Origin of the sequence: Collinsella tanakaei (assembly GCF_016900375.1) — a bacterium.
Classification (GTDB): Bacteria; Actinomycetota; Coriobacteriia; order Coriobacteriales; family Coriobacteriaceae; genus Collinsella.
Genome location: NZ_JACJKB010000002.1, coordinates 227450 through 247088 on the forward strand (window position 1 = coordinate 227450; position 19639 = coordinate 247088).

20 protein-coding genes are annotated in these 19639 nt (G+C 64.2%); 14 read left to right on the forward strand and 6 right to left on the reverse strand.

What is annotated here, in order from left to right:
• Positions 1-2: 2 nt before the first annotated feature.
• On the forward strand, positions 3-650 hold the full coding sequence (locus H6A16_RS02285) for an amino acid ABC transporter permease (protein WP_204615753.1): 648 nt from the start codon (positions 3-5) through the stop codon (positions 648-650).
• Between the two features lie 52 nt (positions 651-702).
• Positions 703-1410: an AAA family ATPase gene (locus tag H6A16_RS02290; RefSeq protein WP_204615755.1), complete on the forward strand. Its 708-nt coding sequence runs from the start codon at positions 703-705 to the stop codon at positions 1408-1410.
• A 433-nt stretch (positions 1411-1843) separates the two neighbouring features.
• Here H6A16_RS02290 and H6A16_RS02295 read toward each other — a convergent pair whose 3' ends face one another.
• The 3 genes from H6A16_RS02295 to H6A16_RS02305 form a co-directional block, all read right to left on the reverse strand.
• Entirely contained in the window at positions 1844-2914 is a 1071-nt protein-coding gene (locus H6A16_RS02295; protein WP_204615756.1) for an AbrB family transcriptional regulator, read from the reverse strand.
• A 280-nt stretch (positions 2915-3194) separates the two neighbouring features.
• Positions 3195-4238 (reverse strand): [citrate (pro-3S)-lyase] ligase, encoded by a 1044-nt coding sequence (gene citC, locus H6A16_RS02300; RefSeq protein WP_204615758.1) that lies wholly within the window; start codon positions 4236-4238, stop codon positions 3195-3197.
• An 86-nt stretch (positions 4239-4324) separates the two neighbouring features.
• On the reverse strand, positions 4325-5200 hold the full coding sequence (locus H6A16_RS02305) for a LysR family transcriptional regulator (RefSeq protein ID WP_204615760.1): 876 nt from the start codon (positions 5198-5200) through the stop codon (positions 4325-4327).
• A gap of 383 nt (positions 5201-5583) precedes the next feature.
• Here H6A16_RS02305 and citD (H6A16_RS02310) point away from each other — a divergent pair, with 383 nt between their 5' ends.
• Genes citD (H6A16_RS02310) through citF (H6A16_RS02320) form a run of 3 tightly spaced genes read left to right on the forward strand, consistent with a single transcriptional unit; the run spans position 5584 to position 8378 of the window.
• Positions 5584-5883: a citrate lyase acyl carrier protein gene (citD, locus tag H6A16_RS02310; protein WP_204615762.1), complete on the forward strand. Its 300-nt coding sequence runs from the start codon at positions 5584-5586 to the stop codon at positions 5881-5883.
• Positions 5883-6803 (forward strand): aldolase/citrate lyase family protein, encoded by a 921-nt coding sequence (locus H6A16_RS02315; RefSeq protein ID WP_204615763.1) that lies wholly within the window; start codon positions 5883-5885, stop codon positions 6801-6803. Before citD (H6A16_RS02310) ends, H6A16_RS02315 begins: the two co-directional genes overlap by 1 nt.
• Positions 6804-6818: 15 nt before the next feature.
• Positions 6819-8378, forward strand: coding sequence for a citrate lyase subunit alpha (gene citF, locus H6A16_RS02320; RefSeq protein ID WP_204615764.1), 1560 nt, complete (start codon positions 6819-6821; stop codon positions 8376-8378).
• A gap of 109 nt (positions 8379-8487) precedes the next feature.
• Here citF (H6A16_RS02320) and H6A16_RS02325 read toward each other — a convergent pair whose 3' ends face one another.
• The 3 genes from H6A16_RS02325 to H6A16_RS02335 form a co-directional block, all read right to left on the reverse strand.
• The gene (locus tag H6A16_RS02325) at positions 8488-9438 is read right to left on the reverse strand and encodes a triphosphoribosyl-dephospho-CoA synthase (RefSeq protein ID WP_204615765.1); all 951 of its coding nucleotides are present in this window, start codon (positions 9436-9438) and stop codon (positions 8488-8490) included.
• Entirely contained in the window at positions 9425-10126 is a 702-nt protein-coding gene (locus H6A16_RS02330) for a GntR family transcriptional regulator (protein ID WP_204615766.1), read from the reverse strand. Before H6A16_RS02330 ends, H6A16_RS02325 begins: the two co-directional genes overlap by 14 nt.
• A gap of 251 nt (positions 10127-10377) precedes the next feature.
• Positions 10378-11748, reverse strand: coding sequence for a CitMHS family transporter (locus tag H6A16_RS02335; RefSeq protein ID WP_204615767.1), 1371 nt, complete (start codon positions 11746-11748; stop codon positions 10378-10380).
• 528 nt (positions 11749-12276) lie between these two features.
• Here H6A16_RS02335 and H6A16_RS02340 point away from each other — a divergent pair.
• From H6A16_RS02340 to H6A16_RS02375, 9 genes are all read left to right on the forward strand, one after another.
• A complete protein-coding gene (locus tag H6A16_RS02340; RefSeq protein ID WP_204615768.1) occupies positions 12277-12645 on the forward strand; it encodes a hypothetical protein in 369 nt (122 codons plus the stop codon).
• Positions 12635-13060, forward strand: coding sequence for a biotin/lipoyl-containing protein (locus H6A16_RS02345; protein WP_204615769.1), 426 nt, complete (start codon positions 12635-12637; stop codon positions 13058-13060). Before H6A16_RS02340 ends, H6A16_RS02345 begins: the two co-directional genes overlap by 11 nt.
• 54 nt (positions 13061-13114) lie before the next feature.
• Positions 13115-14260 (forward strand): sodium ion-translocating decarboxylase subunit beta, encoded by a 1146-nt coding sequence (locus H6A16_RS02350; protein ID WP_239458137.1) that lies wholly within the window; start codon positions 13115-13117, stop codon positions 14258-14260.
• Positions 14261-14277: 17 nt separating this feature from the next.
• The gene (locus H6A16_RS10870) at positions 14278-14409 is read left to right on the forward strand and encodes an OadG-related small transporter subunit (protein WP_275052335.1); all 132 of its coding nucleotides are present in this window, start codon (positions 14278-14280) and stop codon (positions 14407-14409) included.
• A gap of 389 nt (positions 14410-14798) precedes the next feature.
• A complete protein-coding gene (gene citD, locus H6A16_RS02355; RefSeq protein WP_204615771.1) occupies positions 14799-15110 on the forward strand; it encodes a citrate lyase acyl carrier protein in 312 nt (103 codons plus the stop codon).
• Complete coding sequence (locus H6A16_RS02360; protein ID WP_204615773.1) at positions 15098-15988, forward strand: aldolase/citrate lyase family protein; 891 nt, start codon at positions 15098-15100, stop codon at positions 15986-15988. Before citD (H6A16_RS02355) ends, H6A16_RS02360 begins: the two co-directional genes overlap by 13 nt.
• On the forward strand, positions 15988-17520 hold the full coding sequence (citF, locus tag H6A16_RS02365; RefSeq protein ID WP_204615774.1) for a citrate lyase subunit alpha: 1533 nt from the start codon (positions 15988-15990) through the stop codon (positions 17518-17520). The genes H6A16_RS02360 and citF (H6A16_RS02365) overlap by 1 nt, the downstream gene beginning before the upstream one ends.
• Positions 17521-17595: 75 nt before the next feature.
• A complete protein-coding gene (gene citX / locus H6A16_RS02370) occupies positions 17596-18204 on the forward strand; it encodes a citrate lyase holo-[acyl-carrier protein] synthase (protein WP_204615776.1) in 609 nt (202 codons plus the stop codon).
• Position 18205: 1 nt separating this feature from the next.
• Complete coding sequence (locus tag H6A16_RS02375; protein WP_204615778.1) at positions 18206-19597, forward strand: oxaloacetate decarboxylase subunit alpha; 1392 nt, start codon at positions 18206-18208, stop codon at positions 19595-19597.
• Positions 19598-19639: the final 42 nt, after the last annotated feature.

Genomic DNA, 19639 nt, shown 5'->3' on the forward strand with positions numbered 1-19639 from the left:
GCATGGAGATCTTCACCCCGGCAAACGTTTCCTTCATCATGGCCGGCTTCCTCAAGACCATCGAGATCTCGGTTCTGGCCATCATCTTCTCGGTGATCCTGGGCACGGTGCTCGCGCTCGTCAAGCAGTACTGCGTGGGCAAGCTGAGCCCGTTCAAGTGGCTCGTGAGCGCCTATATCGAGCTGTTCCGCTGCACGCCTAACCTGCTGTGGATCCTGTTTATCTACTTCACGGTCAAGGGCAGCGACATCTTCATCTCGGTGCTCGCGTTCACGATCTTCACCTCCGCGGTCATGGCCGAGATCATCCGCGGCGGCCTGAACTCCATTCCTAAAAGCCAGTTTGAGGCGGCCAAGTCGCAGGGCTTCGGCTTCTTTGCCAGCATGCGCCTGATCATCCTGCCGCAGACGTTCAAGACGATCATCCCCGCGCTGTTCTCGCAGTGCACGACGGTCATCAAGGACTCCTCGTATCTGGCCGGCATCAACGTGATGGAGTTCATGTTCTCCGCCAAGGTCGTCATGGGTTACACCAGCGACCTCAGCCAGGTGTTGCTGCTGTACGGTTTCGTGTTCTTGCTATACTTCGTGTTGAACTTCGGCATCTCGCTGATCGTGCGCGCCTACCAGCGCCGCGTGGTGGCTGCGTAGCGATTGAAACGAGTGGCCGGGCGCGTGGCGTCCGGCGGATTGGAAGGCTGCTATGGCGGATTCGAGCAAGAAGCATCGCGACGTCTCCAAGCTGTTGGCTCAGGACCTGTACAGCAACACGAACCTGGGCGCCCCCACCGAGGAGGGCGATCCGGAGTACCCCGTGGTGATCACCATCGCGCGCGAGTACGGCACCGATGCCCACGAGATCGGCATCGCGCTGCAGGAGCGCCTGGGGATTCCCCTGTACGACAACGAGCTGCTCATCCGTGCGGCACGCCGTTCCGATACGGTCGTCGACATGGTGGCGCCCTACGACGAGAGCGTCGCCGCCGAGATGATGGCGTTTCTGCCGGATCGCTTCGATTCGCGCACCATGGCCGACCAGCTCTTCGAGAGCCTGAAGCAGGTCATTCTCGACGTGGGCTCCAGCGAGTCGTGCATCATCATCGGGCGCCTGTCCGACTACATCCTGCGCGACAACCCGAACCTCATCAACGTGTACGTGACGGCGCCGCTCGAGGAGCGCGTCGAGATCGTGTGCAAGCGCCGCGGCATCACCGAGGCGCAGGCCATGAAGCGCATCAAGCGCATGCAGCGCAACCGCGAGCTGTTCTACAAGCGCTATTCCGCGGGCAAGACCAAGCTGCGTGCGCACAAGGACCTGACCGTGAACCGCGCCCTGTTCGGCGTGGAGGGCACTGCGGACATCATCGCCGCCGCCTACAACGTCAAGATGCGCGAGCTCGGCCGCCTCTAACTTACTACTTGGTCTCATTGGGGACGTAGCCAATACGCGCCATCCTGGGTTCTCCCGGGGTGGCGCGTTTTTGTCCACTTTCAGGACGGAGATGAAAGTGGACATTGTCGGCCGACGGATGCCCTGTGCGCTTTGGGAACATCCCTCGCCGTCTGACTGTGCGGTTTGGGAACATATCGTGGCCGGAGACGTTCCTTACGCGCACAGCCAAGTGCGGCCAGTGTTCCCAAAGCGCACAGTCAGATGCCCGGAACGTGCGCGCGCAGCGGGCTGGCCTCTCTGGGGACGTAGCCGGGAGGCGCCACGCCGGGGGTCCCAGGCAGCAGCTTCACCGCGGTGGCCGGCTTGGCGCCTCCCGGCTACGTCCCCAGAGAGGCCAGCCGGCTTGCGTCGCCGATGTCCGGAAACGTCTCCGTCCTGAAAGTGGACATCCTCACGCGTCGAGCAGGTGGACGACGAGGAGGGCGACTTGCGGCATGATGCCGGCGGCGTAGGCGGCGCGGAAGATCTGCAGCACGGCGATCTTCGTCAGGTCGGCGCCCAGGTCGGCGGCGATGAGCGCCATGTCGCTCGCGCCTCCGGGCGATGAGGCGAACAGCGCGCTGCGCATGTCGAGCATGCCGGTCCTGCTCGCGATAAGCGAGAACAGAAAGTTCAGCAGCATATACATCGCGAACATGATGACGAGCGGGCCGACGAGCGTGCCGAGATGCGAGATGGTCTCCGGCGTCACCGTTGAGCCCACAAGGCTGCCGGCAAGCACCTGTGCCATGCGCTTGATGGACATGGGCATGTGCGTGGCGTCGGTCGTCAGGTTGAGTACGGCCACGCCGATCAGCGAGAACAGCAGGGCACCGGCGGGAACACCGGACAGATAGCCCGCTGCACCGCAGGCCACGCTGACGGTCAGCGTGAACACGGTGCGCTTGCGGTCGGTGTCGATCAGCCGATCGAGGAACGTATCGCTGCCGTGGAGCGTCATGTCGAGTGGGTCGTGCTCGATTTCGGGCTGGTCGCGCGTCATGAACTTGATCCACGTGGGAAAGATGGCGAGCACGCTGGCCAGGCGCACCGTCTGCATGATGGCGACGGTGCTGGCGTCGGCGTCCATATCCATGGCGATGAGCGAGACGTCGGCAATGCCGCCGGCCACGGTGGAGAGCAGGCCGGTCATGAGATCCCAGCCGAAGACGACGTGAAACACGATGCCGAGCACGATGGTGTTGGTTGTGAGCATGACGAGCAGCATGATGAGCGGCTTGATCATGAGTGGGATGTTGCGGACATCGCGCCGGGTGACGGACATGCCGATGAACGCACCCGAGATGCCCTGCGAGAACATCTTGATGGGCGTCGGCATGAGGGCGAAGCCCGTGAACGCGCTGAAGATGCCCACGGCGAGCATGCTGCCGATCATGGCAGGTACGGGGATGCCGATGCGCCGGCCGATAAGAAAGCCGGCAACGGCTATAAGCAGGGTGACGAGAATATGCAGCGGTTCCATGGGCCTCAGGTGGTCGAATCAGATAGTTGACATATCAATCATTCTAACCACAAAGCCCAGCCCTGCGCAACCGCAGCGGAAAAGGCATGACAGTGGACCCCATCCTAACTGTCATATGGTCTGGCCCCTGTGGGGACGTAGCCGGGAGAGGCCATTTTTGGCCTCCCCCGGCTACGTCCCCACAGAGGCCAGCCGCAGGCCAGACCGGAGGCCGGGGCCGGGGCCCGGCCGGGGCCAGACCGGAGGGCGAGCATCTGCAGAAGACGGGGCGCTATCGCTATCAGTAATGAACCACGTTGCCGGCAGCGCGGATGCGTTCGATCACCGGCGCCGCCTCGTCGCTCGCGAAGTAGCGGTAGGTGCTCTCGGGCGTGAGGGCGCGCACGGTGTCTAGGTCGCCCTCCTGCAGGGCCCGGCGCACGGTCGAGGCGCTCACGACGGCGCCATCGACCTCCAGGCGCGGCACGACCGTCACCTCGACGCCGGCGCGCGGCAGCTCCTCGAGCATCACGCGGTTGTACACGCCGGTCACCTGGCTTGTGGGCTCCTCGCCTACAAATCGGTGCGTGATGCCCAGCTCGGCGGCAATGCGGCAGAACACGGCGATGTCCAGCTTGGCGTGCCCCTCGTTCACCGCGGCGTCATCCTTCAAGAAGTAGCTCGGGAACGTCGCGGACGAGATGATATACGGCCCCGACTCATGCACGACGACGTTGTCCAGATCGGCCACGCCCTCGCACACGAGCTTCTTGCGCACCGAAAACGGCACGAGGCTCGCGTCCTCGCTGACCACGAACAGATGCAGCGTGTCGACCGCCGCCGCGGCGACCTCAACTAGGTGCCGGTGCCCGAGCGTAAACGGGTTGGCGTTCATGATGACGGCGCCCGCCGTGCCATCCCGGCGCGTGGTGGCAAGCCCGCGCAGGTACGACGAGAATCCGTCCGGACAGTTCTCCAAAAACACGAGCATGCCGTCGACGCGGGCGATCTCACGGAAGCCCAGGTCGCAGAAGAACTTGGCCGACGACACCTTCGTGTACACGAACAGGTGGATGTTCCCGCGCTGGTACTGAACGTCGACCAGATGCGTGATGAGCTTGTTCATGAGCCCTTCGCCCTGGTAGCGGCTGTCGACCGCCAGGCAGCGCAGCGTGTTGCCGAAGCAGCTGCCCGTGGCGATCACGTTCAGGTCGTCGTCCTGGATGGCGCAGGTGTAGTCGAGGTTGCCGTCGCGCTGGATGCCCTCGCGCTCCAGCAGCGCGTCGACGCGGGCCATCGTGCTCTTATCCTGCGGCCAAACCTTCGAAACGATGTAGTCGTCCATTGCTCTCCCATCTCGGCGGCGGGCCGTCATGCCTTGCAGCGGCCTGCCTCCGTTGTCATCCCATGCGCGCAAATCCCCAGCCTGCGCTACCGCTCGCCGTGCAGCTCCTTCACGAGCTCGATCAGCGCCTGTACCTGCGGCAGCTGCTCGGATTCCTTCTGGCAGTCGATATACATGCGGCGCACGAAGGGCTCACCGTTCGCAAAGCTGCAGGGGCGCTTGCAGCCGTCGAAACCATCGAGTGCGATCTCGGGCAGCAGGGCCCAACCCAGCCCCAAGCGCACAAGCCGCTGGCAGGTGTTGAGGTCGGTCACGTTGATCTGGTTTGCCGCAGGCGAGAGGTCGTTCTCGTGCAGCCAGCGCATCATGAGCGTCGACTGCACGGAATCGGTCGTGTGGTTGATGTACGTGAGCTCCGACAGGGGCGTGTCGGCAAGCTCCGCCGTGCACACGGCGTACACGCGCTCCTGCGCAAGCAGGTACTGCATGCCGTCCCAGGGAAACTCGCCGCGCAGCACGGCCACGTCGAGCGAGCCGGCCTGGAGGCTGCGAATCAGGTCGCGGCTCTGCCCGGTGACGATGTCCAGCTGCACGCGCGGATAGCGCTCGTGGTAGGTGGCCAGAAGATCGGGCAGGTAGACATAGGCGTAGTTGGTCGAAAACCCGGCGCGCAGCGTGCCGCAGATCTCGCCCTGCACGTCGTTGATCTCGCGCCGCAGCTGCTCGAGCTCGCGCTGGGCCGCTTCGGTGCGCGTGAGCACGATCTCGCCGGCGGGGGTGAAGCGCACGCCCTTGCGCGTGCGGATGATGATCTCGGAGCCCAGCTCGCGCTCCATCGCCTTGATGCGCTTCGAAAGCGCCGACTGCGTGAGGTACAGCCGGTCGGCGGCATGCGTGATGTTCCCGCTGTCCTTGAGGGCGCGAAGCAGCGCGAAGTCCTTCTCGTCCACGGTCTCTCCCATCGGCCCGGGGCCTGCGTCTGGACGCGCCGTCCCGCGGGACGGCATGGCAGCATTCCATTAGGTCATGCCGATAATAGCGTGCTTTGTGAAGGCAATCATGACGAAATATCGTGTTAATCGAGTCCTATAAGGACTATAACCGCGAAAAACAGCAGAAATACAGCCGAATGGCGTGCGAACCGCGGCGAATGGCTCAAAACGGTGCAATTAAAAACACCGCAAGAACCATTACCAAATGGAATGGCACACCGCGCTTATATTGCAGCAACGCGCATGACCAAACGCCCATACGATGTACGAGAGAGAACGGCGCGCAGTCGCGCCGCTGCACGTGCCGGCGGCTACGGAAAACGCCGGCGCGAGGAAATCGGAGAGGAGTGCGAATGGTTATCGAAAAGACCGCGATGGCCGGCACGCTCGAATCGAGCGATGCCCAGGTGACCGTATCGCCGGCGGACACGCTGGAGATCGTCATCGAGAGCAGCGTCATCAACCAGTACGGTCGCCAGATCAAGCAGACCGTCGTCGAGACGCTTGGGCGCCTGGGTGTCGAGAGCGGCCTGGTGTCCGTTGTCGACAAGGGCGCGCTCGACTGCACGCTCAAGGCGCGCGTGGAGTGCGCGGTGTTCCGCAGCTGCGACGCGTCGATGGAGAACATTCCCTGGGGAGGTGTCATCCAGTAATGGCAGGTAAGATTCATCGCCCGCGCCCGAACAAGGACCGTCTGCGCCGCACCATGATGTTCATGAACGCGCAGCGCCCGGGTCTCATCAAGGACGCCTACATCTACGGCTGCGACTCGATCATGCTCGACCTCGAGGACGCCGTCGCCGTCAACCAGAAGGACGCCGCGCGCTTCAGCCTCTATCACGCGCTGACCACTGTCGACTACGGCGACACCGAGGTCATCGTGCGCATCAACGGCACCGATACCGAGTACTGGCGCGAGGACGTCCGCGTGTGCGTGGCCGGCGGCGCCGACGGCATCCGCATCCCCAAGTGCGAGAGCGCCGAGCAGGTCAAGGAGGTCGAGGCCGCCGTCGAGGAAGCCGAGCGCGAGTTCGGCGTCGAGGTCGGCTGGACCCTGCTCATGGCCGCGCTCGAGAGCCCGCTGGGCATCATGAACGCCTACGAGATCTGCACCGCGTCCGACCGCATGCTCGGCTGCGCCATCTCCGGCGGCGACTTCCGCACGTCCATGCGCGTGCAGATCGAGCCCGATGGCATCGAGATCAACACCGCCCGCTCCATGATGCTGCTCGCGGCCCGCGCCGCCGGCGTGCAGTGCCTCGACACCATGTACCCCAACCTGGACGACGAGGAGGGCTTCCGCCGCGAGGTCGACCTCATCGTGCGCATGGGCTTCGACGGCAAGTCCCTCATCAACCCCAAGCAGATCGCCTACGTCCACGAGCGCCTGGCGCCCACGCCCAAGCAGATCGCGCACTCCGAGAAGATCGTGCGCAGCTGCCGCGAGCAGGCCGACGCCGGTGTCGGCGTGTACGTCGTCGACGGCAAGATGGTCGATCCCCCGTTCTTCCGCGAGGCCGAGCGCATCATCGAGCTGGCCAAGAAGTGCGGCGTCTACCACGGCGATCTGTAGGAGAGGAGAGCAACCATGATCAATGCGGTTGGAAGGGATATCCCCGATTACCTGCTTGTTGACGGAAAAGAAGTCTATCAGGGCCGCTTCGCCAAGGATGGCCAGGTCATGAAGCGCGATGCGCCGACCTGCGTCATGAACGAGAAGCCCGTGGCCGATAAGCTGTGCGCGAGCATCCGCGAGGCCTGCGAGAAGTGCGGCGCCCACGACGGCATGACCATCAGCTTCCACCACGCGTTCCGCAACGGCGACTATACCGCCTCGATGGTCTGCAAGGTGCTCGTCGAGGAGATGGGCATCAAGGATCTGCGCGTGGCCGCCACCTCGCTGGGCGACGCCCACAACCTGCTGGCCGACTACATCGAGCAGGGCATCATCGTGCAGGTGCAGGCCTCCGGCGTGCGCGGCCGCATCGGCGATGCCATCTCGCACGGCAAGCTGAAGGAGCCGGCGATCATCCGCTCCCACGGTGGCCGTCCCCGTGCCATGATGGCCGGCGAGCTGCACATCGACATCGCGTTTCTGGCTGCGGCGTCCTCCGACAAGGTGGGCAACGCCAGCGGCAACGGCGGCAAGAACAACTGCGGCTCCATGGGCTACGCCATGCCCGATTCGCGCTATGCGGACAAGGTCGTCGTCATCACCGACACCCTGGCGCCGTTCCCCAACGTGCCTGCGTCCATCAAGTGCGAGGACGTGGATTGCGTCGTCGTGGTCGACGAGATCGGCGACCCCAAGCGCATCGGCACCAAGGAGGCCCGCGTCACGCAGGATCCGCGCGACCTCATGATGGCCGAGCGCGCGGCCGATATCATCGCCGCCACCCCGTGGTTCGTCGACGGCTTCTCCTATCAGACCGGCGCCGGCGGCCCGTCGCTCGCCGTGACCCGCTTCCTCGAGGAGCGCATGGACGCCAAGGAGATCAAGATGGGCGTCGCCTTCGGCGGCATCACCGGCAACATGTGCGACCTGCAGGACCGCGGCTACGTGCGCAAGATCGTCGACACGCAGGACTTCGACACCAAGGCGATCGCGCACCTGCACGACTGCCCCGATCACGTCGAGATGACCGTGAGCGACTACGCCAACCCGGCTTCCAAGGGCGCCTACGTCAACTACCTCGACTACATGATTCTGGCGGCGCTCGAGGTCGACACCAAGTTCAACGTCAACGTCATCACCGGCTCCGACGGCGTGGTCCGCGGCGCGCCCGGCGGTCACCCCGATACCGCCGCCGGCTCCAAGTGCTGCATCATCGTGACGCCGCTCGTGCGCGGTCGCATGCCGACCATCTGCAAGGACGTCACCACGGTGACGACCCCCGGCGAGTGCATCGACGTCGTCGTGACCGACTACGGCACCGCGGTCAACCCGGCCCGCCGGGACATCATTGACTGCCTGGACGCCGCCGGCATCCCGCACGTGAGCATCGAGTACCTGCAGGAGAAGGCCTACTCCATCGTGGGCGAGCCCGACCCGCTGAAGTGGGAGGACAAGGTCGTGGCCATCGTCGAGGCCCGCGACGGCACGATCCTCGACGTCATCCGTCAGATCAAGCCCTATACTTTCGACTAGCTGCAAGATTGGGGACAGGTCCCAAACTTTCACACAAGGCCCTGCGCACAGCGCGCAGGGCCTTTTTATATATGTCCTATTTATATGCATGAAAGTTCGGGGCCTGTCCCTAAACTTTCATCAGGCCTTCTGCTTGGGAGAAGAAGACGCCGAGCGAGATGAGGTCGGCGGCGCCGCCGGGGCTCACGTTGCGGGCGATCAGCAGGTCGTCGTAGGCGATGAGCGTGGCGATGAGCTCGTCGTGCGAAAGGTCCCGTTCGTCGAGGTCACGGCAGAAGGCGCGGTGCTCGACGAGCGCCTGCATACCGCCGCGGTGGACGACGTTGGTGTCCTCAAGCTGCGCCATCAGCTTCACGAGCGCGCGCAGCAGCGTGTCACGGGCGTCTGCGCTCACGGCGCTGCGCTCCCGCAGGTAGGGGAGGAGCACCTCGCGCAGCAGCGGATAGCCCTGGGCGGCCTCGCCACGCGCCCCTTTGAGTCCCTGTTCCAGGTAGACCGCCTCGCCGTGCGTCAGCTGGGCGCCGCCCGTGCGGACGCTCGAGAGCAACGCGCGCACATCGCGGCCGAGCAGGCTCTCGCCCATGGCGGAAACGAGCTCGAGCGTGCGAGTGGTGTCGCGGGCGGCAAAGGTACACGAAGAATCGCCCCGCTCGCGCAAGACGGCGCCTGCGGCGCCCAGTACCAGCGCGAACATGAAGTTCGCGCCCTTATGCGTGTTGATGCCGTCCGTGGCGGCGAACATGGCGCCCTCAGCGCGGATGCCGATGCGTCGCAGGGCGTCGGCTAGCTCGGCGGCGTCGCCCGCGCCCTGATTCCAGCCTGCCTGCACGTACTCCGCGAACAGCGGTTCCAGCGCGGCGGCGCTCGCCATGAAGGTGGAGAGGTCCATGTCGGTGTGCGCGCCCGTGTTGCGCTGGTCCACGAGCCCGGGCTTGGGCGTCAGGCGCGCTTCGGTCACGAGCGACACCGCGGCCATGTGCGCGAGCTCGCGGGCGAAGTCGGCATGTGCGTCGCGGCCGCGATCACAGCCGCATGCATTCAGATTGTCAGACGATGCCACAGTCCGTCATTTCCTCGTTGACCAGGCCATAGGAGTTCCTGAGGTGCGCGCGCACGACCTGCTCGATCTTTTTCTCGGGGCCGAAGCGCATGGCCAGATAGATGCCCCAATGCTCCTCGAGCGCCTGGTTGCGGCGCAGTTCGGGCTTCGCGGACACGTTGCGGAAGTAGCGCGTGTACGCCTGAAGGGGCTCAATGATGCTTTGAAGCCGCGGGCTGTTCGCCTTGGCGAAGATGAACTGGTTGAACTCGTCCCAGTTGTTCACGACGCCGTCCACATCGTTGGCGGCGTTCAGGCGCTGGCCCTCCTCGAGCAGCTGGCGCATCTCCTCGAAGTCCTCGTCGGTCATGTTGTGAGCCGCCTTGGTGGTGGCGAGCACCTCCAGGACCACGCGGATCTCGTAGACCTCCTCGGCGTCGCGCTTGCTGATGCCGCGCACGATGACGCCGCTGCCGGGCTTGCGGTCGACCAACCGGTCGGCGGCAAGCATATCCAGAGCTGCACGAATGGGGGTGCGGCTGATGTGAAGCGATTGGGCGAGCTGCTTCTCGTTGATGGAGGTTCCAGCGGGAACGCGTCCGAGCGTGATGGCCTGCTTGAATGCATCGAACAGCACGTCCTTGATGGGTGCGTTCTTGGACAGGTCCAGAAACTCGCATAGGGTAAGCATCAATTGCTCAGTGTCCATGCCCACCTCCAACGGCCAATCGATTGTAACGGGAGTAAGTATACACGTGTATCTGCCTGTTACTGCGAACAACGCCCCACATCAAGGACCGCAAATCTGCAGGTGGTCAATTGTCGACCCCCATCGGGCGGCTTTCGCTTTGTCCGCTTCCGGGGGCGTCTGCGGCCCGGAAGCGGACAGAAAAAGCCGCGGCCACCGAAGTGGTCGCGGCTCGGAAAGAGGGAGCTAGATTAGCTCGTGTCCAGCGGTGACTAGACCTGCGGGATGTACAGCGGGATGGCGCCCGTGGCCATGATCGTGACGACGAAGATCACGAAGATGCAGGCGGCCCACTTGCCAGCGGCGCGCTGCCACTCGCCCAGATCCTGGCCGGTAAGGCGCAGGAGCAGGTAGATGAAGGCGGTCAGCGGGGACAGCAGGTGGAAGGCCTGGCCCATGAGGGAGGCGAGAGCCATCTGCAGGTTGGTGAAGCCGTAGGCATAGCCGGCCTCGGCGATGGCGGGCATAACGCCAAAGTAGAAGCCGTCGTTGGAGATGAAGAACGTACCAGGAGCGGAGATGAGGCAGACGATGAGACCCCAGAAGCCGGCGAGCTGCTGCGGGATGATGTAGATCAGCGACTGCGCAACCGCGTCGGACATGGACAGACCGAGCTCAGAGTCGCCCTGGAACAGGCCCATGAAGATACCGGCGCCGAAGATCAGGATGACGACCTGCACCGCGTCGCCGCCGTTGGCGCCGATACGAGCGTTCTGGTCCTTGATCTTGGGGTAGTTCACGAGCAGCGCGATGATGGTGCCGAGCATGAAGAGCATCTGGTTGGGCAGCGAGATGGCCTCGATGAAGGAGCCGGCAACGAGCCAGGCGATCAGAACGACCGTCATGATGGCGTTGAACAGCCAGTTCTGGGGACGACGAAGCTCGAGGGTCTCGGGATCGTCGACAGCGCAGAGCTCGTCGATCTCGGCCTGCGTGAACTCGGTCACGCCAAGGCGCTCGCGCTCCTTCTTACCCATGTAGCGGGCAACGACCACGATGTTGAAGATCACGGAGATGATCATGCCGGGCATGAGGTAGGACAGGATGTCGCCGCCGACCTCGCAGACGGCCATGGCGCGCGCCGTGGGGCCGCCCCAGGGCAGCAGGTTCATAACCGTGTTCTGAAGGATGACCAGGACAGCCAGGTTCATCTTCTTCATGCCGAGCTTCTCGTAGATCGGCAGGAAGGCCGCGCAGCACACGAGCGTGGTGGTGGTGCCGTCGCCGTTCAGCGAGATGGCGGCAGCCACGACCGCGGTGGCGATGAGGACCTTCATGGGGTCGCCCTTGGCGAACTCGATCATCTTCTTGGTGATGGGGTCGAACAGACCGGCATCAAGCATGATCGAGAAGTACAGGATGGCGAACAGCAGCAGGATGCCGGTGTTGGCCGTGGTGCCCAGGCCGTTCATGACCCAGTCGCCGATAAGCGTCCACTTATCGATGTTGCCGGTGACGATCAGCACGAGGAACGCGAATACCATAGGTACCGTGCACAGTGCGACCAGCGGCGACAGTTTCTTGGTCATGACGCAGAACATGAAGACTGCGATCATGAGCCAGCCGAGAATGGTAATAGCCATTACATCACCCTTCCCTTTCCCTTTTCCGTTAATTCCGTTGTCCTACAGATACGGTGGCAGCATGCGACATGTGCAGCGTTCGCAGGCGGCCGATGCTCGGGAGAGAAAATAACGGTTTGAGGGTGTTGGGATTGCCGACTTGGGCGATTCGGAACAACAGAAAAACAACCGGTATCTGCGAAAATGTCAAAACCCCAGCTAGATGGCCAAATACACAAAGCGGACACCCTGCAGTTCGCAGAACACCTACCGTTCGCCACGGGATTCACTACCGTTCGCCGGTCGAGAGACAGAAAAAAAGCATGACAAACCGGCATACGTTTGCATGCGCTTCTAGAATATAACGTGCGAAAAAGCGAGGTAGACAGGGGTGATACAGCAAAAGCGCACGTAGCCGGCTGGCCGAACAGCTAAAGTGCAATCGCCCGTACACGTGCGACTATAAAGTAGAAGCCGGTAATCGCAAGGCACGCATATATGAGGCAATTGACTCATGATTGCCGAGGAAAACCGAGGGGAAGTGAATACATGGGCTTCTTTGATTGGCTAAGGCACAAAAACGACGAGCCCGCTGCGGCGCCATCCGCTCCGGCTGCATCGCCAGCCCCCGCCCCCGCCGCCCCTGCGGCACCGAAGGAGGAATGGGAGCCGGTCCCGGCTTTCCTGCCGGTCGATGCAGCAGAGCATCGCACGGTCGTCGTCGCCGCCACGGCCATCGCCGCGGGCGACCGGCCCGACAGCCAGATGGTTGTTCGTCGGGTGAGCGTCGCGAACCCCGAGCACCGTCTCGTGTCGACCATCGCATCGGCACTTGCCGCCGGGGCCTTGGAAACCAGCAAGTTCGTAGTCAAAGGTGTCTACAAAAAGAAAGTGATGGAGGAGGACCATGCTTCGTAAGTTCAAGATCTCGATCGACGGGACCCAGTACATGGTGGAGATGGAGGAGATCGGCGCGCCGGTCCCGACGCCCGCCGACGCCGTTGCCGCCCCTGTTGCCGCTCCGGCTCCCGCCCCGGCGCCTGCCGCCGCTCCCGCTCCGGCCGCTGAGCCCGAGCCCGCGCCTGCCGCTCCCGCCGCGACCGCCTCGGCTCCCGCCGGCGCCAACGTGCAGACCGCTCCCATGCCCGGCAAGATCGTCGACGTCCAGGTCAACGTGGGCGACAAGGTCTCCAAGGGCGACGCCATCATGGTGCTCGAGGCCATGAAGATGGAGAACCAGATCATCGCCGAGTACGACGGCACCGTGGCCTCCATCGCCGTTGCCAAGGGCGATATGGTGAACCCCGGCGACGAGCTGATCGGCATCGCCTAAATCGGGCGCAGCGCAGGCGGGTGCCTGCGCATTTCTATAGGAGAGGAATGACCATTGGAAGTACTGACTACCGCCGTTGACGTGCTCACCGCCGGCGTGCTCGGTCTCGCTGCCGAGCCCGGCCGCATCGTGATGATGCTCGTCGGCATGATCCTTATGTATCTGGGCATCAAGAAGGAGTACGAGCCCACGCTGCTCGTCCCCATGGGTCTGGGCACCATCCTGGTGAACATTCCCGACTCCGGCGTCCTCGCCTTCGGTGGCGAGCCCGGCCCGTTCCAGATCCTGTTCGATATGGGTATCGACACCGAGCTCTTCCCGTTGCTGCTGTTCATCGGCATCGGCGCGATGATTGACTTCGGCCCGCTGCTGGCGAGCCCCTTCCTGCTGCTGTTCGGCGCCGCTGCGCAGTTCGGCATCTTCTTCGTCATCATCGTGGCCGGCCTGCTCGGCTTCAACCTGGCCGACTCCGCCTCCGCCGGCATCATCGCCGCGGCCGACGGCCCCACGTCGATCTTCGTAGCGAACTCGCTGCAATCTAAATACCTCGGCGCCATCATGGTGGCGGCCTACTCCTACATGGCGCTCGTGCCCATCATCCAGCCGATCGCCATCAAGGCCGTGACCACCAAGAAGGAGCGCCAGATCCGCATGGTCTACAAGCCGGGTTCGGTTTCGCAGACCGCCAAGATCATCTTCCCGATCGTCATCTGCATCGTGGCCGGCCTCATCGCCCCCGCGTCGCTGCCGCTCGTCGGCTTCCTGATGTTCGGTAACCTGCTGCGCGAGTGCGGCGTTCTGGACAACCTGTCCATGTCCGCTCAGAACGAGCTCGTCAACCTCATCTCCATCCTGCTGGGCCTCTGCGTGTCCGTCCGTATGCAGGCTGGCGAGTTCCTGCAGGTCGACACCCTCATCATCATGGGCCTCGGTCTGCTCGGCTTCGTGATGGACACCGTCGGCGGCATCATGTTCGCCAAGGTGCTCAACATCTTCCGCAAGGAGAAGATCAACCCCATGATCGGCGCGTCGGGCATCTCGGCGTTCCCGATGAGCTCCCGCGTTATCCAGAAGCTCGCCACCGAGGAGGACCCCGGCAACTTCATCCTCATGCAGGCTGCCGGCTCCAACGTGGCAGGCCAGATCGCTTCGGTCGTCGCCGGTGGTCTTATCCTCGGCATCGTCCCGGGCCTTATGTAGAAAGGGGGATCTGTTAGATGACTACCGCGATTCTGAGCGAGTCCCTGCTGATCCTCGCCCTCGGTTGGGGCGGTATCTTCGTCGTCATGATCATCATCTACCTGGTGTCCATGGCGCTCATGAAGATGTTCCCGGCAGACAAGAAGTAGGGCGCACGCCCGTTTTCACCGCATGAGCCGGCCGCGCGCCGGCTCATGTTCCCGACGGCCCCGCCGTCGGCACCTTGACACCCTCGCGTCCGATGCAAGGTTCGGACGCGTCGTGTAGGCAGGTATCTGAATCTGGCCCATGCGGGTGCAGCCGCGAAGCCAGGTTTTGGTTCCCTGCGTCATGGGAGTCGCTCGACTCCGGCCCGCATCCGGCGCGCCAACCCGGATGCATGGCACTGCAGCGCATTCGCACGGCGGCCGATGCTCACGCGAGCCGTGTTCGCGCGTTTTGTGCCACACAGCTCGCAACAACCTGACGGAAAAGGGTTCATGGCATGGGTCGGGAGGAAGTGCCCTTCCTCCCGACCGGGATTGGAGTGATCCGAAACATGGAACTGAAGCAACAGGCCGTTGCGGGAACTGCGGAGTCGAGTGACATCATGATCACCATCGACCCCGTCGGCGGCGACGCCGTCGACATCTCGCTCGACAGCAGTGTCGAGAAGGCGTTTGGCGATCGCATCCGCGAGGTCATCGCCGAGACCTTGAAGAATCTCGGTGTCACGGGCGTGAAGGTCACGGCCGTCGACAAGGGCGCGCTGGACTGCACCGTCCAGGCCCGCACCATCGCGGCCGTGTACCGCGCTGCGGGCAATGCCGGCGAGTTTGACTGGAAGGAGATCGACGCATGGAACGCCTAAGGAGAACCATGATGTTCATGCCGGGTGCCAACCCGGCGATGCTCCGCGATGCCGGTCTGTACGGCGCCGACTCGCTCATGTTCGACCTCGAGGACGCCGTGTCCATCGCCGAGAAGGACACCGCCCGCGCCCTCGTGCACTTCGCCCTCAAGACCTTCGATTACGGCGACACCGAGACCATCGTCCGCATCAACGACCTCAACACGGTCGGCAAGCTCGATATCGACGCGGTCGTCCGCGCCGGCGTCGACGTGGTCCGTCTGCCCAAGACCGAGACCGCGCAGGACGTCATCGACGCCGACGAGGTCATCACCGAGGTCGAGAAGGCCTGTGGCCGCGAGGTCGGCTCCACCGGCATCTTCGCGGCTATCGAGTCCGCTGAGGGAGTGCTGAACGCGCTCTCCATCGCGAAGGCCTCCCCGCGCGTCCGCGGCATCGCCCTGGGCGCCGAGGACTACGTCACCAACCTCAAGACCCAGCGCGCCTACGGCGACAACATGCAGCTCTACTTCGCTCGCGAGATGATCCTGCACGCCGCCCGCACCGCTGGCGTCGCCGCCGTCGACACCGTGTACTCCGATGTCGACAACATGGACGGCTTCCGCGAGGAGGTCGCCCACATCAAGACCCTCGGTTTCGATGGCAAGTCCGTCATCAACCCGCGTCAGATCCCCGTGGTCAACGAGGTCTACGCGCCCACCGAGAAGGAGATCCAGAAGGCCAAGGAGATCGTCTGGGCCGCCCGCGAGGCCGAAGAGAAGGGCCTCGGCGTCATCTCCGTGCGCGGCAAGATGGTCGACAAGCCGGTCATCATGCGCGCCGAGCGCACCATCATGCTCGCTAAGGCTTCCGGTCTCATCGGGGAGGAGGATCTCTAATGGCTATCAACAAGATCGGTCGGGAGATCCCCGACGCTTTCGCCGAGCAGTTCGGCACCTACGGTTCCGAGTTCGAGAACATCAAGCCCTACCAGGCGGCGGTCCACGCCGTGTGCCCCCGCAAGCCCGGTGAGTCCAAGCTTCTCGATTCCATCCACGACGCCATCGTCAAGACCGGCATCAAGGACGGCATGACCATCTCGTTCCACCATCACTTCCGCGAGGGTGACTACGTGATGAACATGGTGCTCGACGAGATCGCCCGCATGGGCATCAAGGACATCTCCATCGCCCCGAGCTCCATCGCCAACGTGCACGAGCCGCTCATCGACCACATCAAGAACGGCGTCGTGACCCATATCACCTCGTCCGGTCTGCGCGACAAGCTGGGTGCCGCCATCTCTTCCGGCATCATGGACGAGCCCGTCATCATCCGCAGCCACGGCGGCCGCGCCCGCGCCATCGAGCGCGGTGACATCCACATCGATGTCGCCTTCCTGGGCGCCCCCTGCTGCGACGAGTACGGCAACGCCAACGGCTTCGAGGGCCCCTCTGCGTGCGGCTCGCTGGGCTATGCGCTCATGGACGCCAAGTACGCCGACCAGGTCGTGCTCGTGACCGACAACCTGGTGCCCTACATCAACACCAAGATCTCCATCCCGCAGTCCGACGTGGACTACGTGGTGAAGGTCGACGCCATCGGCGACCCCAAGGGCATCGCGAAGGGCGCCACGCGCTTCACGAAGAACCCCAAGGAGCTCATCATCGCCGAGTACGCGGCCAAGGTCATGATGGCCTCGCCGTACTTCAAGCCGGGCTTCTCGTTCCAGACCGGCACCGGCGGCGCCTCGCTCGCCGTCACGCGCTTTTTGCGCGAGGGCATGATCGAGAAGGATGTGAAGGCCTCCTTCGCGCTCGGCGGCATCACCAACTCCATGGTCGAGCTGCTCGATGAGGGTCTCGTGGGCGCCATCACCGACGTTCAGGACTTCGACACGCCCTCCGGCGCGTCGCTGGCCCGCAACGCCAACCATCTTGAGATCAACGCGTCCATGTACGCCTCGCCGCTGTCCAAGGGCGCTATGGTCAACCGCCTCGACATGGTCATCCTGTCGGCGCTCGAGATCGACACCGACTTCAACGTCAACGTCATCACCGGCTCCGACGGCGTCATCCGCGGCGCCTCCGGCGGCCACTGCGATGCCGCTGCCGGCTCCAAGATGGCCATCATCTGCGCGCCGCTCATCCGCGGCCGCATCCCGACCGTCGTGGACAAGGTCACCACGGTCGTCACGCCCGGCTCGAGCATCGACGTGCTCGTGACCGAGGTCGGTATCGCCGTCAACCCGGCCCGCACCGACCTCATCGAGGCCTTCCGCGGCCTCAACGTCCCGCAGTTCACCATCGAGGAGCTGCGCGATCGCGCCTACGCCATCGTCGGCGAGCCGAAGCCCATCGAGTTCGGCGACAAGACCGTCGCCCTCATCGAGTATCGCGACGGCACGCTGATCGACGCGGTGCGCAACTGCTAGTGCCTTCGGCGGCGTGAAGCCGCCGAGCCGAGCCCCCGCCCTCGCGGCGGGCTGGATATCAGAAAGGGGGAGCGTATGCCCGAGAACGTGAACGAGACCGCCAGCGCCGGCGCCACCACCACGCCTGCGCTGAGCGAGGCCGCGCGCCGCGTGTTCTGCGGTCCCGAGGCCGCGCTCCCCGATATGCTCGACGCCCGCGAGCGCCGCGCTGCCTGCCAGCGCCGGCTGCTCGCGGAGGCCGAGGCGGGGGAGTCGCTGCTATCCATCACGCTGTCCATCCCCGGGCCGCACAAGACCTCCGACGTGCTCGAGGCCGTCTTCGACGAGCTCTGCGCGCGCGCCGAGGAGGCGCTCGACGGCGCCCCCGTGCGCGAGTGCACGCGCCTGGGCGGCGTGTCGGGCCCCGAGCTGCTCATGCTCGTGGGTCTCGAGCCGCTCGAGCTCAAGCGCCGGGTATCGGCTGTGGAGGAAACGCACCCGCTGGGGAGGCTGGCAGACCTCGATGTGCTCGGACGAACGGGCGATACGCTATATTCGGTGCAAAGGACCGAGATCGGCCTTCAGCCGCGCAGGTGCCTCATCTGCGACGGCGAGGCCAAGGCGTGTGCCCGTTCGCGCGCGCACACCGTAAGCGACATGCAGGAAAGAATTGCCGAAATCATAAGCCAAGGGGGTTGTATCTAACATGAGCAAGCAGATCAAGTTCACCGAGACCGCGCTGCGCGACGGTCAGCAGAGCCAGATCGCGACCCGCATGCCCATCGAGGACATGCTGCCGATTCTGGAGACGATGGACCAGGCCGGCTATTACTCCATGGAGGTCTGGGGCGGCGCCACGTTCGACTCGTGCCTGCGCTACCTCAACGAGGATCCGTGGGAGCGCCTGCGCACCTTCCGCGCCCACGTCAAGAACACCAAGCTTCAGATGCTGCTGCGCGGCCAGAACCTGCTCGGTTACCGCAACTACGCCGACGATATCGTCGAGAGCATGGTCAAGAAGTCCGTGGAGAACGGCATCGACGTCATCCGCATCTTCGACGCCCTGAACGACGTTCGCAACCTGCAGACCTCCATCCGCGCTGCCAAGGAGGCCGGCGGCGAGGTCCAGGCTGCCATCTGCTACACCACGAGCGACGTGCACACCGTGCCCTACTTCGTGAACCTCGCCAAGGAGATGGCCAAGGCCGGCGCCGACACCATTTGCATCAAGGACATGGCCGGCGTGCTCGAGCCGGGCGTCGCCACCGAGCTCGTGGGCGAGATCAAGGCCGCCGTCGACCTGCCGCTCGAGGTCCACACCCACTGCACCGCGGGCATCGCCGAGATGACGCTGCTGAACTCCGTTGCGGCCGGCGCCGACATCATCGACACCGCCATCTCCGCCTTCGCCGGCGGCACCTCGCAGCCCTGCACCGAGTCCATGGCCATCGCGCTCGAGGGCATGGGCTACACCACGGGCCTCAAGATGGACAAGCTCGAGGAGATCGCCCAGCACTTCGCGCCCGTGCGCACCAAGTTCAAGGAGAACGGCACGCTCAACCCCAAGGTCATGGAGGTCGAGCCCAAGGCCCTGCTGTACAAGGTGCCCGGCGGCATGCTGTCCAACCTCATCTCCAACCTGAAGGACCTCGGCGTGTCCGACAAGTACAACGAGGTTCTGGCTGAGGTTCCGCGCGTCCGCGCCGACCTCGGCTATCCGCCGCTGGTGACCCCGCTGTCCCAGATGGTCGGCTCCCAGGCCATGATGAACGTCGTGACCGGCGAGCGCTACAAGGTCGTCCCGAAGGAGATCAAGGACTACGTCCACGGCCAGTACGGCAAGTCGCCCGCGCCGATCGACCCCGAGGTCCAGAAGCTGATCATCGGCGACGACGAGCCCATCACCTGCCGTCCGGCCGACCTCATCGAGCCCGCGCTGCCGCAGCTGCGCGAGGAGATCGCCCAGTACGCCAAGACGGAGGAGGACGTGCTCGATTACGCCCTGTTCCCCGAGCAGGCGCGCGACTTCCTCGGCCGTCGCGAGGACCCCTTCTACGACGTTCCCGTCCAGGAGGTCGAGGTCTCCATCGAGGCCTAACCGACAAGATGGGGCCAGGTACAAACCTGTCGCTTGCGGGCG